Here is a 17,545-nt window from a genome sequence, read left to right as displayed (position 1 = left end):
ATTACCATTAAAAAATATATACTTTTTATTAATTTTAATATAAAATGTCAATTAATAAAAAATTATAGGATATATTAAAAATGGAACTTTTAGCACCTGCTGGAAATAAAGAAAAATTAGAAGTAGCATATCATTATGGAGCAGACGCTGCATATATAGGCGGAGCTTTATTTAATTTAAGACATCAAAGTAAAAATACTACTACTGATGAACTTGCTGAATGTGCTGAACTTGCTAAAAAATTAGATAAGAAAATTTATTTAACTTTAAATGCTTTCTTACATGAATATGATAAAAATAATTTAAAAGCATATTTAAAAGAAATTCAAAATTTAGATATAGATGCATTTATTATATCTGATTTAGGAGTATTAGCAGTAGTTAAAGAAATAATTCCTGAAGCAACTATTCATATAAGCACACAAGCATCAGTTACTAACAGCTATTCATGCAAAATATATGAAAGTCTTGGAGCAAGCAGAATAATATTAGCAAGAGAACTTTCATTAGATGAAATAAAAGAAATTAGAGACAACACCGATTTAGAATTAGAAACATTTGTACATGGAGCAGTATGTATGTCTTATTCAGGAAGATGTTTGCTTTCAAACTTTTTAAATAACAGAGATGCCAACGGAGGAGAATGCTCTCAGGTTTGCAGATGGAATTTTAAAACTTATATAGAAGAAAAAACAAGACCCGGCGAATTTATGGAAATAGAAGAAGGAGATGATCATTCTACTATATTAAGCAGCAGAGATTTACAAATGGCAGAATATTTGCATTTACTTCAGAAAGCAGGTATTGATTCTATAAAAATAGAAGGCAGAATGAAAAGTGTTTATTATGTAGCTAATACAGTGAGAGTTTACAGAGTATTATTAGATTTACTCGATAAAATCGGTTATGACTCTTATCCTGAAGCTATAAAGAAAGAACCTATTGCAAGTTATTTAAAAGAATTAGACACTATAAGCAGAAGGGAAAGCGACACTGGTTTTTATTTCGGAAGGGATAATATAAAACCAACATTAAAAGGATACCTAAAAGGCAGAAGACTTATGGGTATGATTGCCGATGACAATGAAGAATATGCTAAAATTACAGTATACAACACAATCAAAAATGGTGATAATTTGGTATACATAGGAAAAGATTTTATAAAGCATAATGATAACAGATTTAAACTATTCATAAAGACAGAAGAAAATGAATTTATAGAAGTTGATAATATCAGAAACATAGATAATGCCTATATAAAATCCGGTGCTCATGATTTCAAAAAATATGATATTATAACCATAGAAGATTAATAATAAGAAGATAAAAATTATGGTATTAGGTGTAGACTTCGGAAGAAAAAAAACAGGCACTGCTTTTATGGATATGAATATAAAAATACCTTTTCCATGTAAGCTAATAGAAGAAAGCAATGCCAGAAAAATAAAACGTGCTTTAATGGATATCATTGAAGAAAAAAAAATTGATACCGTTGTTTTCGGGCTTCCTTTGTCCGATGAAGGAAAAGAAAGCGAATGGTGTGCTGAGATAAGAAGATTTTCTGAATTTCTATTAAAAAGTGTAAAAGTGAATATTGTATTCGTTGATGAATATGGAACTTCCAAAGAAGCTGATTTCATATTAAGAGGCAAAAAGAAAAATGTAAAAAATAAAGCAAATGATTTAATTGCCGCTACTTTGATACTTGAAAATTATTTAAATGTACTTGATATGCAAAACAGAAATAAAAATGAATAGCAAAAAAACTTATGATATAGTATAATTATTTACTATTTTTATTCTTAAATAGTTATATATTAGTAAAATTAATAAAATCAACAACATAAGGGTAATAAAAAGAATGAATAATAACATAACAAAAAAATATATAACATTATCATCTATAATAGTAGTTTTAATAATCATATTAATAGCAACAATGTTCCTAAAAAATAGAGGCTATTCCTTACCTACTCTAAAAGCTATCAACTCAAATATATCTGAAATAATAATTAATAGAGGATTAAATGAAACTATATCAATAAAATATAAAGACAATAATTGGATTATAAATGATAAATATAATGCTGATGATGCTTTAATTGATTCAATGACAAATGCTTTGAATAATATACAGCCTGTTGAAATAGTTTCAAGAGGTGATGATGATACTATATCAAAATATAAATTATCTGATGAAGAAGTTTTATCAGTTAAAGCATTAGATAGTTCTTCAAAAGAAGTAAGAAATATAAAATTTGGTATGAAATCAACATTTGGAAACAGTGTATATGGTAAAATAGACAATGATAAAAATATATATTTACTTGGAAATACAGCATCAAATCCTAAAGATATATTCGATAAAACACAAAATGATTTAATAAATAAGACTATTTCAAAAATACGTAATGATGAAATAGACAGCATAACTATTGAATATAATAATAATTCTTACACATTAGAAAGACAGAAAAATGATACAAATAATAATTGGGTTAAAACTTGGAATAACAACACTGTAAAAGGAAATGATGTATATACAAGCATATTTACATTGGCTAATTTAAATGCTGATGGTATTATAACAAATGAAAGTATAAATAAAAATGCTTCTTTATACAAAATCAATATACAATCAACAAATAACAATATGTCTTATGAGATTTTAAATAAACTCGATGACAATAATTATGAAATAGTAAAAAATAATGACAATAATAGATATTATATGACAGAAACTTCATTTAATACATTTATTGAGGCTATAAATTATATAATTAAATAAGATTATAAATTACAAATATAAAATAAAGGGGCTTTAATAAACTCCTTTATTATATGATAATTGAAATTATTAAATTTACATAGTGAAAGATTCGCCCAAATACACTTTACGTGCTAATGGGTTATTGACTATTTCGTCAGGGGTACCTTTTACTAATATTTGACCATTACCCATTATATATGCTCTATCTGTGATTCTTAAAGTTTCACGTACATTGTGGTCAGTTATTAATATTCCTAATCCTTTATCTTTTAATGAAGCAATAATATTTTGTATGTCTATAACGGCAATAGGGTCAACACCTGCAAATGGTTCATCTAATAATATAAACTTTGGATTAACTGTTAAAGCTCTCGCTATTTCACATCTTCTTCTTTCACCGCCTGAAAGAGTATATCCCTTTTGTTTTCTTACATGCGTAATATTAAATTCAGCAAGAAGCATATCAGTAATATCCATTCTGTCCTTTGCAGTTAATGATTTATTATACTCTAATATGGCAAGTAAATTATCTTCTACTGAAAGTTTACGGAAAATAGAAGCTTCCTGAGGCAAATAACCTATACCCAATGTAGCTCTTTCATGCATGTGAAGCTTTGTGATATCCAAATCATTTAAATAAACATTACCAGCAGTAGCAGTAACAAATCCAACTGTAATATAGAAACTTGTTGTTTTTCCTGCACCATTAGGCCCTAAAAGTCCTACAACTTCACCTTGTTTTACGCTATATGAAATATCACCTATAATCTTTCTTTTACCATAAAATTTTGTAAGATTAACTGCTCTTATCTCATAAGGATTTGATTTATCATAATTAAAGAAATTTTCTGCTGTTATAGGTGCATTATTAGAGGGTATAATATTGGTATTATCCTTTTTTTTGAAAATATTTAAAAATTTATCAATCATATACCCTCTCTTTAAATTTATTATTTATTTTTTATTGAGCACTTATATTAAGTCCGCCTGAATGTTTTTCTGTATTCAAAGTATTCATAGCTTTATCGAATGTATAAAGGTTTCTTCCTTCTAAATTACCGCCGCCAAGCATTTTTATTTTTTCAATAATATCATTGAATAATTCTTCTTCTTCAAGCTGCTCTTGTATAAACCAATCTAAGAATCTTGATGTAATATAATCTTTACTTTCCATAGCAGCACCTACAAGTTCATTAATACAAGAAGTAACATATTCTTCATGTTTTAATACTGTTTCAAATAAATCTTCTACTGATTTGAAATCGCTTTGAGGAGCATGCATTTCGCTGATAACTGCTTGTCCGCCTACTTTATTTATAAAATCTCTAAATTTTTCAAAATGTTCTAATTCTTCTTTATAGTGTCCGTATAAAAAGCTGCTGCATCCTTTCAAACTTTTCTTATCGCACCAACCAGCCATATTAAAATAAAGGCTAGCTGAATACAATTCTTTATTTAATTGAATGTTTAATAGTTTTATAGTTTCTTCTTTTATGATAGACATAACAAAACTCCTTTTATATATTTTATAACCTAGAAATTATACTATTATTTTACTTTATATATATTATAACATATTTTTGATAAAATTCTAAAAATTTATTATTAAAAAATAAAATCAAAAGGAAATTTGTTATAAATTTGAAATAATAAAGGGCATACTATCATTACAATAATATACCCAAAAATTAAAAGAGTTAATTAAGAATTATGTTCTTTAGAATCTAAATTATCAATAAATTTATCAAATGTATAAAGATTTCTGCCTTTCAAATCGCCTAAAATCTTTATCTTTTTTAAAATATCATTAAATAGTTCTTCTTCTTCAAGCTGTTCTTCAACAAACCACTCTAAAAATTTCAATGTTACATAATCTTTATTATCCATAGCTATGCCGACTAACTTATTAATACAAGAAGTAATATATTCCTCATGCTTAACTATTTTTTCAAATAATTCCTCTACAGAATTAAAACTGCTTTCAGGAGCTCTCATCTCTCCCATAATAGCCTGTCCTCCGGCTTTATTGATAAACTCTCTAAATTTCTCTAAATGAGTATGTTCTTCAGCAGAATGATTATATAAAAATTTACTGCAGCCTTTTAACCCCTCTCTTTCACACCAGCCAGCCATATTGAAATAAAGATTAGCTGAATAATGTTCTTCATTTAAATGAGCATTTAATAGTTTTACTGTTTCTTCGTTTATAATTGACATTTTTAACTCCTTTCTTAGATTAATCTAACATATTTTATATTATACTAACAATTTTAGCAATATGTTTTTTTGATAATTTTTTATTTTAAGATTTTTATATTTTAATTAATAGACTATTATGATAATAAACTTATAGTTATTAAAAACATTAATATTGCATAAAAAACAGCAAGATACCATTTTATTAAATGTATACCTTGCTGAAATAGAAATTAATTTATATTTTCACATATCCATAAATTAATATTTTAATTTGAAATATTCTATAGATTTAACTAACTCATTAGCCTCACTCAATAATGACTCAGAAGCAGAAGTAGCTTCAGTAACTAAAGCAGCATTTTTCTGAACTGAAGAATCCATATTATTAATAGCTATATTTATTTGCTCTATACCTTTTTCCTGTTCCTGTGCTGCTATATTAATTTTATCCATTAAAGTAGAAGCACTATCCATTTTTTCAGATATTTCAGCAAATATTTCTTTTGATTCTCTTACACTACCTGCAGCTAAATGTATTTTTTCATTACTGTCAGTGATTAAAGAAGTAATATTTTTTACTGATTCTTGTGTAGTCTGTGCCAAATTTCTTACTTCACTAGCTACAACCGCAAAACCGCGTCCCTGTTCCCCTGCTCTTGCTGCCTCAACAGAAGCATTCAAAGCAAGTATATTCGTTTGGAAGGCAATATTTTCTATAAGTTTAGTAATATCCATAATCTTATTACTTGATTCATAAACATCATCCATTTTACTTACACTTTCTTCAACTATCTTACCTGCTTTATTCAAATGATCTTTTGCTTCAGATACCATAGTAGTACTTGTTGCAACGTTCTCAGCTGATTCTTTAATAGCACTAGCCATTTGATTCATAGAAGCTGCTGTTTCTTCCAAACTAGAAGCTTGAGACTCTGTTCTTTGAGATAAATCATTATTTCCAATCAATACTTCATTTGCAGCAGTAGAAACTTGTTCAGCAGAATTTTTAACTGTATTTATTACATTGTTAAAATTCTTCATAGCCTTATCCCAGCCTCTGGCTATATCACCCCATTCATCTCTTCTCTTATCAAAATGCTTAGGTATTTCTCTAGTCAAATCACCTTCAGACATAGCTAAAATATCTTTTGATAATGCATTTATTATATTCGATACCTTTCTTCCTATAATATTTGGAATAAGTAGGAATAATATTGCTATTATAGCAAGTAAAATTACAAGAAGAACATAGCTCATAGCATTGCTGTCTTTTAATATAACATCTTTAGGAGTAGATAAAGCTAATCCCCAATATATACCTTTAGATATTTCTATAGGTGTAAATGCATAAGTATAATCTTTTTTAGCAACCTCTCCATAAGCCTCTATTATTGTAAATTTACCTGACCTTATAGTATCCAAAATATTATATTGTTGATAATGAGGATATGCTTCATAAATATTTTTAGAAATATTAGATTTATTATATGTATCATATATAACAGAACCATTTTGATCATACAATTCCACTGTTGTTTCATCAAAAGGTTTAATATTATTCAATAAAGAAGTAATTGAATCTACAAAAATATCAACATATATAACACCTATAAATTTATTATTAGGAGCTATAGGTATACATAAAGTAAATAATACTGTATCAGCATTAACTGTAGAATTATAAACTCCTGATACATATACATCTCCTGTTCTTTTAGGTTCTGTATAATAGTCTACATTAAAAGTATCTATTCCTAAATATGCTTCTCCGTTTCTTGATATATAATAATTAAATCTTCCATTAGATGGTTTATACTCTGTATTTGTGTAATCTAAATCATTATCAAGAGCATTAGGTTCAAACGCTATTGATAAGCCATTTATATCATCAGGAAGGCTATTAAAAAATACTGAAGTTAATTGTTTATATGTTGCCCTATCTCTTATTCCTCTATTATATATATTTTCTATATTAACTTTAAGTCCCATAACATTATATAGATGTTTTTCTATATTGAATTTTATGTTGTTAGCCTCTTTATATGAGGTTTCTTGTAAAACTTTATATGATAAATTTTTAGTTATTTTACCTACATACAACATGACTACTGTATTTGATAATATAACAATTATCATAATAGGAATTAATATTGCAGCTGTAATTTGAAATTTTAATCCTACTTTTTTAAACATTGACAACTCCAACTAAAATTATTTTATTGAAATAAAATAATTTTTATTAAGATAATGACAAGGGCCGACAAAGAAATAAATAACCCTAACCTTCTATAATATATAATAGAAAAATAAAAAATACAAGCATATAAAAAATTAATGATAAAAAATCAAAAAAAATGCTTGATTTTTTATCATTCTACTAATAGAATGCATGAGTATATTTTTTAAAAAACAATTTTATTAAATGGAGAAATAATTATGAGTTTCAGAGAAAATAGTTCTTTAAGAAGCGACAGAGTTTTAAAAGGTGATGAAAGAGCACCAAATAGATCATTATTCTACTCTATGGGATATACAGATGAAGAATTAAAAAGACCTCTGATTGGAATTATTTCTGCATATAGTGAAATTGTACCTGGACATATACATCTTGATAAACTTTCTCAAGCTGTTAAAGCTGGCGTATTAATAGGAGGAGGTACTCCAATACTTATACCTTCAATAGGTGTTTGCGACGGAATAGCTATGGGACACTTAGGAATGAAATATTCACTTCCTTCAAGAGAATTAATAGCTGATTCTGTTGAAAGTATGGTTATAGCTCATGGTTTGGACGGAGTTGTACTTGTACCTAACTGCGATAAAATAGTTCCTGGAATGATAATGGGACTTTTAAGAATGAATATACCTGGAATAGTTATAAGCGGAGGAGCTATGCTTCCTGGTGCTCATGGCGATGACAGAGTAAGTTTATCAAATATATTTGAAGCTGTTGGAGCTAAAAAAGCTAATCTTATAAATGATGCTGAATTGGAAGAATATGCTCAGCATACATGTCCAAGCTGCGGTTCTTGTGCAGGTATGTATACTGCTAATAGTATGAACTGTCTTTCTGAAGCATTAGGTATAGCTTTACCTGGAAACGGAACAATACCTGCTGTTTATTCTGCTAGAACATTGCTTGCTAAAAAAGCTGGTATGCAGGTTATGGAATTATTGAAAAATAATATAAAACCATTAGATATAATAACTCCTGAATCTTTTAAAAATGCCCTTGCTGTTGATATGGCATTAGGCTGTTCTACAAATAGCGTACTTCACTTGCTTGCTATAGCTAATGAGGCAGGAATAGAATTAGACTTAAAAATCATAAATGAAGTAAGCGACCGTACTCCTAATCTTTGTCATTTAGCACCTGCCGGACATAATTATATAGAAGATTTATACAAAGCCGGAGGAATACCTGCTGTTATGAAAGAGCTTGAAAAAGGCGGATTTATAAATACTTCCCTTGTAACAGTTACAGGTAAAACTATAGCTGAAAATATAAAAGATGCTGTTAACAAAAATAATAATGTTTTAAGAAATATAGAGAACCCTTACAGTAAAACTGGCGGTATAGCAATACTTTGGGGAAATATAGCAAAAGACGGCTGTGTTGTTAAGCGTTCTGCCGTTGCTGATGAAATGCTTGTACATAAAGGCCCTGCAAGAGTATTCGACTGTGAAGAAGATGCAATATCCGCTATATATGCCGGTAAAATAAATAAAGGTGATGTTGTTGTTATAAGATATGAAGGACCAAAAGGCGGCCCTGGTATGCGTGAAATGTTAAACCCTACTTCTGCACTTGCCGGTATGAAATTGGATAAAGATGTTGCTTTGATAACTGACGGAAGATTCTCAGGAGCTTCAAGAGGTGCATCTATAGGTCACGTTTCACCGGAAGCTGCAAGCGGCGGAGAAATAGCTTTCATAAAAGAAAATGACATCATAAGTATAGACATTCCTAATCATAAAATCAATTTAGAAATCTCTGATGAAGAAATGGAAAAAAGAAGAAAAGAGATTCATATTAAACCTTTAGAAGAAATTAGAGGCTGGCTTGGAAGATATAGAAAACTTGTTCAGTCTGCTAATACTGGTGCTGTATTAAAATAATAATTAATAATAAAAAAATAAATTGATGTTATAGATATTATTTATTCTTAAATCTATAACATCAAATAAGCACTATTAATCTAATAATCTAAAAGTCATTATAAAAAATTAATATTACAGACTGCTTGAATACCTATCTTTTAAGCCAGGATAAAAATTGTTTAGTTTATAGCTGATATAAGCTTGGACTAAATTTATTTTAAATAAAATTTTTTAAAGGAGAAAAGTATGATTATTAAAAATTAATTTTATAAACTAATAAACTTATTTTATAATTAATTAAAGATATTGTAAAACTATATTATTAAATATTTATATTGTTTTTAGTTTTATATTTAATATGTAAAATATAATTAGTATTACTTTCTTAATTTGCACTTTTTGGTTCTTGACGAAGTCCGCCTGCGACCGAAGGGAGTACCTTTAGGTAGGCGTGCGGTGGGAAAAGAACAATAAATTTTTTATGTTTTATTATTTGTGGTGGCTTTGCCCCCACACCCCCACTTCTTTTATTGGTATAAAAGAAGCAAAAGAACCGCATTTTTAAATACTAGAATATATTAAATATTATTTAATCAATATTAATAAGTTTTGAAACAAATCTAATATAAAAATAATAAAATAAAATTTAAATAATAATAAAAAAGGATAATTAAAATGAAAACATTAAAACAAATAAGTAATTTCTTCGGTAAATATATGTCAGTTATAGTATTGGTTGTAGCAGCAGTATCTTTATTCTTCCCAAAATCTGTAAGCTTCATAAAAACAACTTATGTTAACTATCTTCTTATGACAGCAATGTTCTGTATGGGTATAACATTAAAAGTTGAAGATTTTAAAGTATTATTCACAAGACCAAAAGATATAGCAATAGGAGCAATAGCACAATTCACTATAATGCCATTACTTGCATTTTTACTTTCTTTAGCTTTCAGACTTCCTCCTGAACTTGCTATAGGCGTAATACTTGTTGGTACTTGTCCGGGCGGAATATCATCAAATGTTATAACCTATTTAGCTAAAGGTGATGTGCCTTTGTCGGTGGGTATGACTTCTGTATCAACTATACTTGCACCTTTAGCAACTCCGCTTCTTACCCTACTCTATGCTGGTGAAAAAATAGATGTTAATGCTATAAGCATGTTTATATCAATACTTCAGGTTGTTATACTTCCTATAGTATTAGGATTTATAATAAATAAATTCTTTCATAAATTTGTTGAGCACTTCAAAGATGTACTTCCTTTAATATCAGTAATAGCAGTTGTTGCAATAGTAGCTGCTGTAGTATCTGCAAACTCTCAAAGACTTATGCAGGTTGGTCACTTGGTAGTTATAGTAATAATAATACATAATACTTTAGGTTATATGCTTGGCTATTTCTTAGGAAAGGTATGCAAATTCAATAATGCTAAATGCAAAACTATATCTATAGAAGTTGGTATGCAAAATGCCGGATTAGCTTCTTCACTAGCTTCAACACATTTTGCATATATGGCATTAGCTGCGGTACCCGGTGCTATAGGAAGTGTATGGCATTGTATATCCGGTTCAATAGTTACTAATATAATGGCGGCAAGAACAAAAGAATAAAATCTATTATTAATTGCGGTAAACTTAATTTATTAATTATCATATTCTAGTTTACCGCTAAAAAATAACAATAAAATATTAATTATAAGGATAAAAAATGAGTAAAGAAAATTTATTTTTAACAAACTTTAGTATAGGAAGCGATGCTTATAAAGATATATATAGTATATGTTCAAATTATGGTAAAAAAGCTGTTATAATATCAGGTAAAAAATCTCTGCAGGCGTCAATAGAATCAATATTAAACAATATAAAAGATATAACTATAACAGGAATGTTTCATTACGGCGACAAATCAACTTTTGAAAACGTTGATTTACTAAAAAATAAACAGGCAGTAATAGAAGCTGATATGATATTTGCTGTTGGAGGAGGAAGATCATTAGATACATCAAAAGTTTTGGCACATACTATAAATAAGCCTATATTTACATTTCCAACATTAGCTTCAAATTGTGCTGCCGTAACTGGTCTTTCTGTTGTTTATCATAGTGATGGAAGTTTTCAAAAAATGTTTGCTGAAAAAAGACCTCCTTTGCATACATTTATAAATACTGATATCATATTAAATTCTCCTGAAAATTATTTCAGAGCCGGTATAGGTAATGCAGTTTCCAAACAGTATGAAGCTTTATTCTCTACAAGAAATGAGAATTTAAATTATCAAAATTTCTTAGGAATAGAAATAATAAAAAACTGTTCTAATGATATATTAAAACATTATTCAGAAGCTATAAACGATTTTAAAAATAAAAAGATAACTGATGTTTTAAATAGAATAATACTTCATATAATATATACTACAGGTTTAACATCAGTAATGGCTAAAGATGATTATCATGTATCTTTAGCACATGGAATGCATACTGGACTTACAAAAGTAAAAAGAATAAGGGAAACAATGCTTCATGGTGAATTAGTATCTTATGGAATATTATTACTACTTACTATGGACGAACAATATGAAGCAAGAGAAAATATTTTTAATTTTAATAAATCTATATCTCTGCCAACATGTTTAAAAGATATAGGAATAAGTAAAGCAAGTTTGGAAGACGAAGATCTTAATCATGCATTGGAAGCGGCTCTTTCTGGAAAAGATTTAAATATAAGTCCGTATAAAGTTGATAAGGAAATGATATTAAAAGCTATAATAGATTTAGAAGATTTCAATAATAAACAATAATAAAAAATACTAAATTAATTAATAAACAATGGAGTTATTTTATTAATTCCATTGTTTACATAATATATAAATAATTATAATTTCTTAAAACCATTGAACCAAGCTCTTTCATTAAAAGGCTTTTTATCAGTATTCAATTTTACTTCTTCATCTGCATACCCAACAGGCAATATACAAACTAATTTATATTCTTTTGGAACATTAAGTCTTTCAGCAATTTTTGAAGCTATATCATCATCATCTGTAATATGACCTTCATACCAGCAGCTTTCATAACCTAATGCCTTAATAGCTATAAGCATATTTTCAATAGCAGCAGAATAATCATTAACGCTATAACATCTATCTCTATATGCATATATTTTCTGACTCAATACGCATATTAAAGCAGGAGCAGTTTCACAAATTGGAGGATTAATCAATTTCTTTATTTCTGATAACAATTCTTCATCATCAACAGCAATCAATGATACAGTTTGTTTATTACATCCTGAAGGAGCAGCAAGTCCTGCTTTCATTATTTTTACTAGATCATCTTTAGAAACTTTTATATCTTTATATTTTCCTCTATAGCTAGAACGGTTCATAATAATGTTTAATAAATTATTTTCCATAAAACATTCCTAAAAAATAAATTTGATAATTACAATATATTTAAATAAATTATAAACTAATATTATAAAATAAAAAGCAATTTCATTAAATATTATATTTAAGTCATTGTTTAATCAAACTATTATTAAAATTTATTCTATTTAAATTAAAATATGCAAAAACTCAATAATAACATTTAATAAAATATACAACTCTGTAAATATAATCAATAAATACATTACTCTATAAAATAAAACTATTTACAAATATCTAAAAAAAATATATATTAATACAAATATAATTATTTTAATAATATTGGAGAAAACATGATAATATTAGGTATAGATACTTCCTGTGATGATACTTCAGTTGCTATAGTAGAAAATGGAAATAATGTTTTATCATCGGTATTAAGTTCATCAATAGATGCTCACAAAGATTTTCAAGGTGTAGTTCCTGAGATAGCAGCTAGAAAACATTTAGAAGCTATACTATATGTTATAGACAAAGCATTAAAAGATGCCAATTTAACTTTAGATAAAATAGATTTATTTGCTGTTACCAATAGGCCGGGACTTTTAGGTTCATTACTTGTTGGAGTTGGAAGTGCTAAGGCTTTAGCTTTTTCATTAAATAAACCATTATTGGCATTAGACCATATAGCAGCACATATTTATTCACCTCATCTTACAAACAATATAGAATTTCCGTATATAGCATTAGTTGTATCCGGAGGACATACTATAATAACAGAAGTACATGATTATGGCGAATACAAAGTAGTAGGAACAACTTTAGATGATGCTGTAGGCGAAGCTTATGATAAAGTTTCAAAATTTTTAAATTTAGGATATCCGGGCGGCCCTATAATAGATAAGCTGGCAAAAGAAGGAGATAAAGAAGCTATAAAATATCCTATAGTACTTCTTAATGGAATAGATGAATTTAATTTCTCATACAGCGGATTAAAAACTGCTTGTGTATACTCTACAAAAAAATATTTAAAAGAAGGTTACGAAGCTACTAATGAAAATATAGCTGCTGCTTTTCAAATAAGTGCAATAGAACCTCTCTATATAAAGACTCTTAGATATATAGAAAAAAGCGGTATTAAAAGAGTTACATTATCCGGCGGAGTGGCATGCAACAGTTATTTACGTGAGAGATTTGGAAACTCTAAGGATTTTGAATGTTATCTTCCTGCTTTGAAATATACTACTGACAATGCTGCTATGGTTGCTGGTCTTGCTTATTATATGAAAGATAAACAGGATTTTGCTGATTATGGTTTAGATTGTTCTTCTAGGGTTCTTAACAAGAAATACAATAAAAATAAAAGTATTAAATAATAAACTTTATCACCGCACGCTTAACAAAATTATAAATATAATAAAATTCAAATTATTATACTCTATTATTATATTAATAATGCTTAACGTGCGGTAAATAATTCTACAAATCTAATCCCCACTTGGGCGGGCATGCTTTTTATAATTACGCAATAAAAATAAAAAATATTATATATTCTAATAGAAACAGAAAAACAAAAAGGGCGGGACTTAGAATAATTTTCTTTTTTGAATTATTCTAATACCCCACCCATTAAGTTTATTAACTTATATCTATAATAACAATATTATTTTTTTTAATTTGCTTTGATAAAAAATATAACACCCACCCTAATTTTTTTAAACTTATAAAGTATTTACCGCACGCAGAATAAAATTAAAAATATTGATTAATTTAGAATTCTAATTTATTTTAATATTTAAAATTATGTTAACCGTGCGTTAATTTTAATTAAATTATTAAATATTTATTTTTCAATTAACCATTCATCACCATATTTTTTAACCTCTAAAATAACAGACTCTCCTGCCTCATTACTTATGCATAAAGACTTTCCTTCATCGTCATAATTTACTACATTTTTAAGCGTCATTTCATTAGTTATAATATTAAGATAATAATCAATATCTTGTGTAGCTAAAAACCAGTCTGCTTCCATACCCTCAACAGACCCATCATTTTGTTTATTTTCTTCCAAATTCTTTTTTATTTCTTCAAAACTATTTTCTAAATTTTTAATATAATTATCAGAAAAATATCCCGAATTTTTAAATTTAGCTATATAGAGATAAACATTCTCCATATTAATCTCATAATATCCGCCGCCCTCAAAATCGAAATCTACAATTTTATTAAAAATATCATTTAATCCACTGTAATTTTCAGCATACCATCTGCAAGCATTATAATATGCTTTTTCTTTAGTGCTTTTATCATTGGCATCTACATCATCTGCCATTTCAGGAGCTTTTTTGTATATTCCAGTAAATCCATAGCTTCCGTTAGGTTCTGTTACCATAATAGTATCAGCATTTATAGGCTGAATAGATATAATATAACCTCCATCCATTCCTACAGTCTCTTCATAATCTAAAGTATGAGAACCTATACCGCAATGAGGCTCAACATACTGATTCTCTTGTAATACCATTTTACTAACATCTGTACTTTGAATATTAGTTAGTGTTTGTCCGTTTTCATCTGTAGTTATGTTAATAGCATATAAATAGAAAGTTTCATCATTATTTTTCTTTAATTCTATAGAAGAATTATTATTTGAATATATACCATTAAAATTATAAGTATTAATATTACCTACTTCTTCCGGTTTATAGTCTGATTCTGATATTAATATACCTTCCTGTCTTTCATTATACGATTCAAAAGTTACATCAGCTTTATTCTCATAAGGGAAATTATCAAAGTTAGGATTTTCTTTTACTTCTCCATAATAGTAATTAGAATAATAATTTTCTTTTTCCCATTTTGTTATTATAGTTTCATTAGGGTCGCTTTCATAACCTTTATAATTATCTTCATAAAGAATTCCATTTTTTACAGAAAAGCCTTTATAATTTGTAGCTATATTACTTGGCCCTTTTTCGTACTTATCCTGTATATTATAAAGTTCATAATAATAAGCATTAGTTCCGTCTTTTGAAGATTCAAATATATAATTTTTATCTTCTCTATAACTTCCGGAATCATATACATATTCTATATCGCCGTTATCTTTGAAAGTGTATTTAGCCATACCGCTTATAATTATTTTATTCTTTACCTTTTCTAAAAATGCTGCATCTTCATCTGATAATATTTTTGTTGCTGGTATAGTTTCATTTGACTGTACTGCTTCATTTGTATTAACAGTATTTGTATTAATATTAGTTTGATTATCAGTTTTATTACCGCATTGAATTATAATTAAAGACATTATTGTAATGAGTACAAATATTTTCTTCATAGTTTTTCCTTCTATATTATTAAAAAAGTATACTATATAGATGTATTTATTTCAATATACATACATAAAGCAAATAAAATTTATTAAAAAATATATAAATTTATTAGTCCAAAATTTGACTTTTTATTATTTATATATTATTATAAACATCGTTCATCGGAGGGTGAAATAACATTTGAAGTTATTAGCTGGATAAGATGACGGGTGGAATCCCCGTTTTCTTATTCAGCTTTTTTTTTGGATTTTATTTTGCCATATACAAAATCCGTATTGAACATAAAAATTAATAATAGGAGTTATAAAAATGAAAGAACAAACTTTAACACAAGGAAAAATATTAAAATCATTAATTTCATTTGCTTTTCCAATACTTTTGGCATTATTTCTGCAGGCTATGTACGGAGCTGCAGATTTAATAATAGTAGGACAGTTTGCAGGAACTAATGAACAGTCTGGAGTTGCTTCAGGCAGTCAATTATTCAATATGATAACTATGATAATAACAGGACTTACTATGGGAGTAACAGTATTTGTAGGAGAAGCTATAGGAGCAAATAAAAGCCAAAAAGCATCACAGGGAATAGGAAGCGGAATCATTATTTTTTCAGTTATAGCTGTTATAATTACATTATTTATAGTTCCTTTCAGCAATAAAATTGCAGTATATATGCATGCCCCAAAAGAAGCATTTACTCAAACAAGTAATTATATAAAAATATGCGGAATAGGAACAATATTTATAGTAGCATACAATTGTATAGGTGCAGTATTTAGGGGAATTGGAGATTCAAAAACCCCATTAATTACTGTTGCTATTGCCTGTTTTATTAATATAGTAGGAGATATTATATTAGTTGCTATTTTCAATATGGGGGCTTCTGGTGCTGCCATTGCTACCATTTCTTCTCAAGCTGTAAGTGTAATATTTTCACTTTATTTTATAAGTAAGAAAAAACTTCCTTTTACTTTTTCTAGAAAATATATCAAATTAGAAAAAGAATCTGTAAAAAGAATACTGTTTATAGGTTCTCCTATTGCTTTACAGGAAATGCTTGTTCAGTTTTCATTTTTATTCATACAGGTAATAGTTAATGGAATGGGTGTAATGGAATCTGCAGCTGTTGGAGTAGCTGAAAAGGTATGTGTGTTTTTAATGCTTGTTGCTTCTGCCTATATGCAGTCAATATCTGCATTTGTAGCCCAAAATAACGGTGCAGGATTATATGAACGTTCTAAAAAAGCATTAATTTACGGTATTAGAACGGCTTTTATAGCTGGAATAATTATGGGAATATTTTCTTTCTTTTTCGGATCATTATTATCAAATATATTCTCAAAAGAAAATACTGTTATATTGGCATCGCATAGTTATTTGAAAGCTTATGCTATAGACTGTATGCTTACCGCTATTTTATTCTGTTTTATAGGATATTTTAACGGATGCGGAAAAACATTGTTTGTGATGATTCAAGGAATAATAGGAGCGTTTTTTGTAAGAATACCTGTTGTATATTTAATGAGTCAGATTGATAATGCTTCGCTTTTTACTATAGGACTTGCTACACCAATATCATCTATAGTGCAAATCATTTTATGTTTAATAGCTTATAATTTACATAAAAAAAGTTTATGTGGTTTACAAAAAATTGAGAAATCATATTCAGCTATTTAATTATATTATACTTTTATAATAGGAGGGTTTTATATAAAGCCTTCCTATTATAAAATAATAAATTCTAAAACTAATTTATTAAGTTATTTTGAAATT

Annotated in this window: 14 protein-coding genes; 8 read left to right on the top strand and 6 right to left on the bottom strand. The window is 27.6% G+C overall.

Annotated elements, in window-relative coordinates:
• Window positions 1-80: 80 nt before the first annotated feature.
• The 3 genes from R4K56_RS05730 (at window position 81) to R4K56_RS05720 (ending at window position 2,788) form a co-directional block, all read left to right on the top strand.
• Complete coding sequence (locus R4K56_RS05730; RefSeq protein ID WP_335758081.1) at window positions 81-1,313, top strand: peptidase U32 family protein; 1,233 nt, start codon at window positions 81-83, stop codon at window positions 1,311-1,313.
• 19 nt (window positions 1,314-1,332) lie between these two features.
• On the top strand, window positions 1,333-1,758 hold the full coding sequence (gene ruvX, locus R4K56_RS05725) for a Holliday junction resolvase RuvX (protein ID WP_335772134.1): 426 nt from the start codon (window positions 1,333-1,335) through the stop codon (window positions 1,756-1,758).
• 103 nt (window positions 1,759-1,861) lie between these two features.
• Window positions 1,862-2,788, top strand: coding sequence for a DUF4340 domain-containing protein (locus tag R4K56_RS05720; protein ID WP_335772135.1), 927 nt, complete (start codon window positions 1,862-1,864; stop codon window positions 2,786-2,788).
• A 75-nt stretch (window positions 2,789-2,863) separates the two neighbouring features.
• On the opposite strand, the gene lptB is transcribed toward R4K56_RS05720, so the two are convergent.
• The 4 genes from lptB to R4K56_RS05700 form a co-directional block, all read right to left on the bottom strand.
• Window positions 2,864-3,700, bottom strand: a complete 837-nt coding sequence (lptB, locus tag R4K56_RS05715) for an LPS export ABC transporter ATP-binding protein (protein ID WP_335758078.1) — start codon at window positions 3,698-3,700, stop codon at window positions 2,864-2,866.
• Between the two features lie 31 nt (window positions 3,701-3,731).
• A complete protein-coding gene (locus R4K56_RS05710; RefSeq protein WP_297297463.1) occupies window positions 3,732-4,274 on the bottom strand; it encodes a ferritin in 543 nt (180 codons plus the stop codon).
• Window positions 4,275-4,471: 197 nt separating this feature from the next.
• Window positions 4,472-4,987 carry a ferritin gene (locus tag R4K56_RS05705; RefSeq protein ID WP_297297465.1) on the bottom strand — a complete coding sequence of 172 codons (516 nt, stop codon included), beginning with the start codon at window positions 4,985-4,987 and terminating at the stop codon, window positions 4,472-4,474.
• A 240-nt stretch (window positions 4,988-5,227) separates the two neighbouring features.
• Window positions 5,228-7,162 (bottom strand): methyl-accepting chemotaxis protein, encoded by a 1,935-nt coding sequence (locus R4K56_RS05700; protein WP_335772136.1) that lies wholly within the window; start codon window positions 7,160-7,162, stop codon window positions 5,228-5,230.
• A gap of 243 nt (window positions 7,163-7,405) precedes the next feature.
• On the opposite strand from R4K56_RS05700, the gene ilvD reads away from it, so the two are divergent.
• The 3 genes from ilvD (at window position 7,406) to R4K56_RS05685 (ending at window position 11,870) form a co-directional block, all read left to right on the top strand.
• The gene (ilvD, locus tag R4K56_RS05695; RefSeq protein WP_335772137.1) at window positions 7,406-9,088 is read left to right on the top strand and encodes a dihydroxy-acid dehydratase; all 1,683 of its coding nucleotides are present in this window, start codon (window positions 7,406-7,408) and stop codon (window positions 9,086-9,088) included.
• A 657-nt stretch (window positions 9,089-9,745) separates the two neighbouring features.
• A complete protein-coding gene (locus R4K56_RS05690; protein WP_335772138.1) occupies window positions 9,746-10,684 on the top strand; it encodes a bile acid:sodium symporter family protein in 939 nt (312 codons plus the stop codon).
• 97 nt (window positions 10,685-10,781) lie between these two features.
• Window positions 10,782-11,870 carry an iron-containing alcohol dehydrogenase family protein gene (locus R4K56_RS05685; protein ID WP_335760649.1) on the top strand — a complete coding sequence of 363 codons (1,089 nt, stop codon included), beginning with the start codon at window positions 10,782-10,784 and terminating at the stop codon, window positions 11,868-11,870.
• Between the two features lie 74 nt (window positions 11,871-11,944).
• On the opposite strand, the gene R4K56_RS05680 is transcribed toward R4K56_RS05685, so the two are convergent.
• Window positions 11,945-12,484, bottom strand: a complete 540-nt coding sequence (locus R4K56_RS05680; RefSeq protein ID WP_335772139.1) for a nitroreductase family protein — start codon at window positions 12,482-12,484, stop codon at window positions 11,945-11,947.
• Window positions 12,485-12,790: 306 nt separating this feature from the next.
• Between R4K56_RS05680 and tsaD the strand changes: the two genes are divergently transcribed.
• The gene (gene tsaD / locus R4K56_RS05675) at window positions 12,791-13,813 is read left to right on the top strand and encodes a tRNA (adenosine(37)-N6)-threonylcarbamoyltransferase complex transferase subunit TsaD (protein ID WP_335760651.1); all 1,023 of its coding nucleotides are present in this window, start codon (window positions 12,791-12,793) and stop codon (window positions 13,811-13,813) included.
• A gap of 467 nt (window positions 13,814-14,280) precedes the next feature.
• Here tsaD and R4K56_RS05670 read toward each other — a convergent pair whose 3' ends face one another.
• Window positions 14,281-15,777 carry a hypothetical protein gene (locus tag R4K56_RS05670; RefSeq protein WP_335772140.1) on the bottom strand — a complete coding sequence of 499 codons (1,497 nt, stop codon included), beginning with the start codon at window positions 15,775-15,777 and terminating at the stop codon, window positions 14,281-14,283.
• Window positions 15,778-16,081: 304 nt separating this feature from the next.
• On the opposite strand from R4K56_RS05670, the gene R4K56_RS05665 reads away from it, so the two are divergent.
• Window positions 16,082-17,449: an MATE family efflux transporter gene (locus R4K56_RS05665; RefSeq protein WP_335772141.1), complete on the top strand. Its 1,368-nt coding sequence runs from the start codon at window positions 16,082-16,084 to the stop codon at window positions 17,447-17,449.
• The last annotated feature ends 96 nt before the right edge of the window (window positions 17,450-17,545 follow it).

This window comes from Brachyspira pulli, assembly GCF_036997785.1.
Taxonomy (GTDB): domain Bacteria; phylum Spirochaetota; class Brachyspiria; order Brachyspirales; family Brachyspiraceae; genus Brachyspira; species Brachyspira pulli.
This window is presented reverse-complemented; position numbering and strand designations above follow the sequence as displayed.

Excerpts from the sequence above, each read along its gene's own strand:
- R4K56_RS05690 (WP_335772138.1), top strand. The coding sequence starts at position 9,746 with ATGAAAACATTAAAACAAATAAGTAATTTCTTCGGTAAATATATGTCA.
- ilvD (WP_335772137.1), top strand. The coding sequence starts at position 7,406 with ATGAGTTTCAGAGAAAATAGTTCTTTAAGAAGCGACAGAGTTTTAAAA.
- R4K56_RS05700 (WP_335772136.1), bottom strand. The coding sequence starts at position 7,162 with ATGTTTAAAAAAGTAGGATTAAAATTTCAAATTACAGCTGCAATATTA.
- R4K56_RS05710 (WP_297297463.1), bottom strand. The coding sequence starts at position 4,274 with ATGTCTATCATAAAAGAAGAAACTATAAAACTATTAAACATTCAATTA.
- R4K56_RS05685 (WP_335760649.1), top strand. The coding sequence starts at position 10,782 with ATGAGTAAAGAAAATTTATTTTTAACAAACTTTAGTATAGGAAGCGAT.
- R4K56_RS05670 (WP_335772140.1), bottom strand. The coding sequence starts at position 15,777 with ATGAAGAAAATATTTGTACTCATTACAATAATGTCTTTAATTATAATT.
- R4K56_RS05680 (WP_335772139.1), bottom strand. The coding sequence starts at position 12,484 with ATGGAAAATAATTTATTAAACATTATTATGAACCGTTCTAGCTATAGA.
- lptB (WP_335758078.1), bottom strand. The coding sequence starts at position 3,700 with ATGATTGATAAATTTTTAAATATTTTCAAAAAAAAGGATAATACCAAT.
- tsaD (WP_335760651.1), top strand. The coding sequence starts at position 12,791 with ATGATAATATTAGGTATAGATACTTCCTGTGATGATACTTCAGTTGCT.
- ruvX (WP_335772134.1), top strand. The coding sequence starts at position 1,333 with ATGGTATTAGGTGTAGACTTCGGAAGAAAAAAAACAGGCACTGCTTTT.
- R4K56_RS05705 (WP_297297465.1), bottom strand. The coding sequence starts at position 4,987 with ATGTCAATTATAAACGAAGAAACAGTAAAACTATTAAATGCTCATTTA.
- R4K56_RS05665 (WP_335772141.1), top strand. The coding sequence starts at position 16,082 with ATGAAAGAACAAACTTTAACACAAGGAAAAATATTAAAATCATTAATT.
- R4K56_RS05730 (WP_335758081.1), top strand. The coding sequence starts at position 81 with ATGGAACTTTTAGCACCTGCTGGAAATAAAGAAAAATTAGAAGTAGCA.
- R4K56_RS05720 (WP_335772135.1), top strand. The coding sequence starts at position 1,862 with ATGAATAATAACATAACAAAAAAATATATAACATTATCATCTATAATA.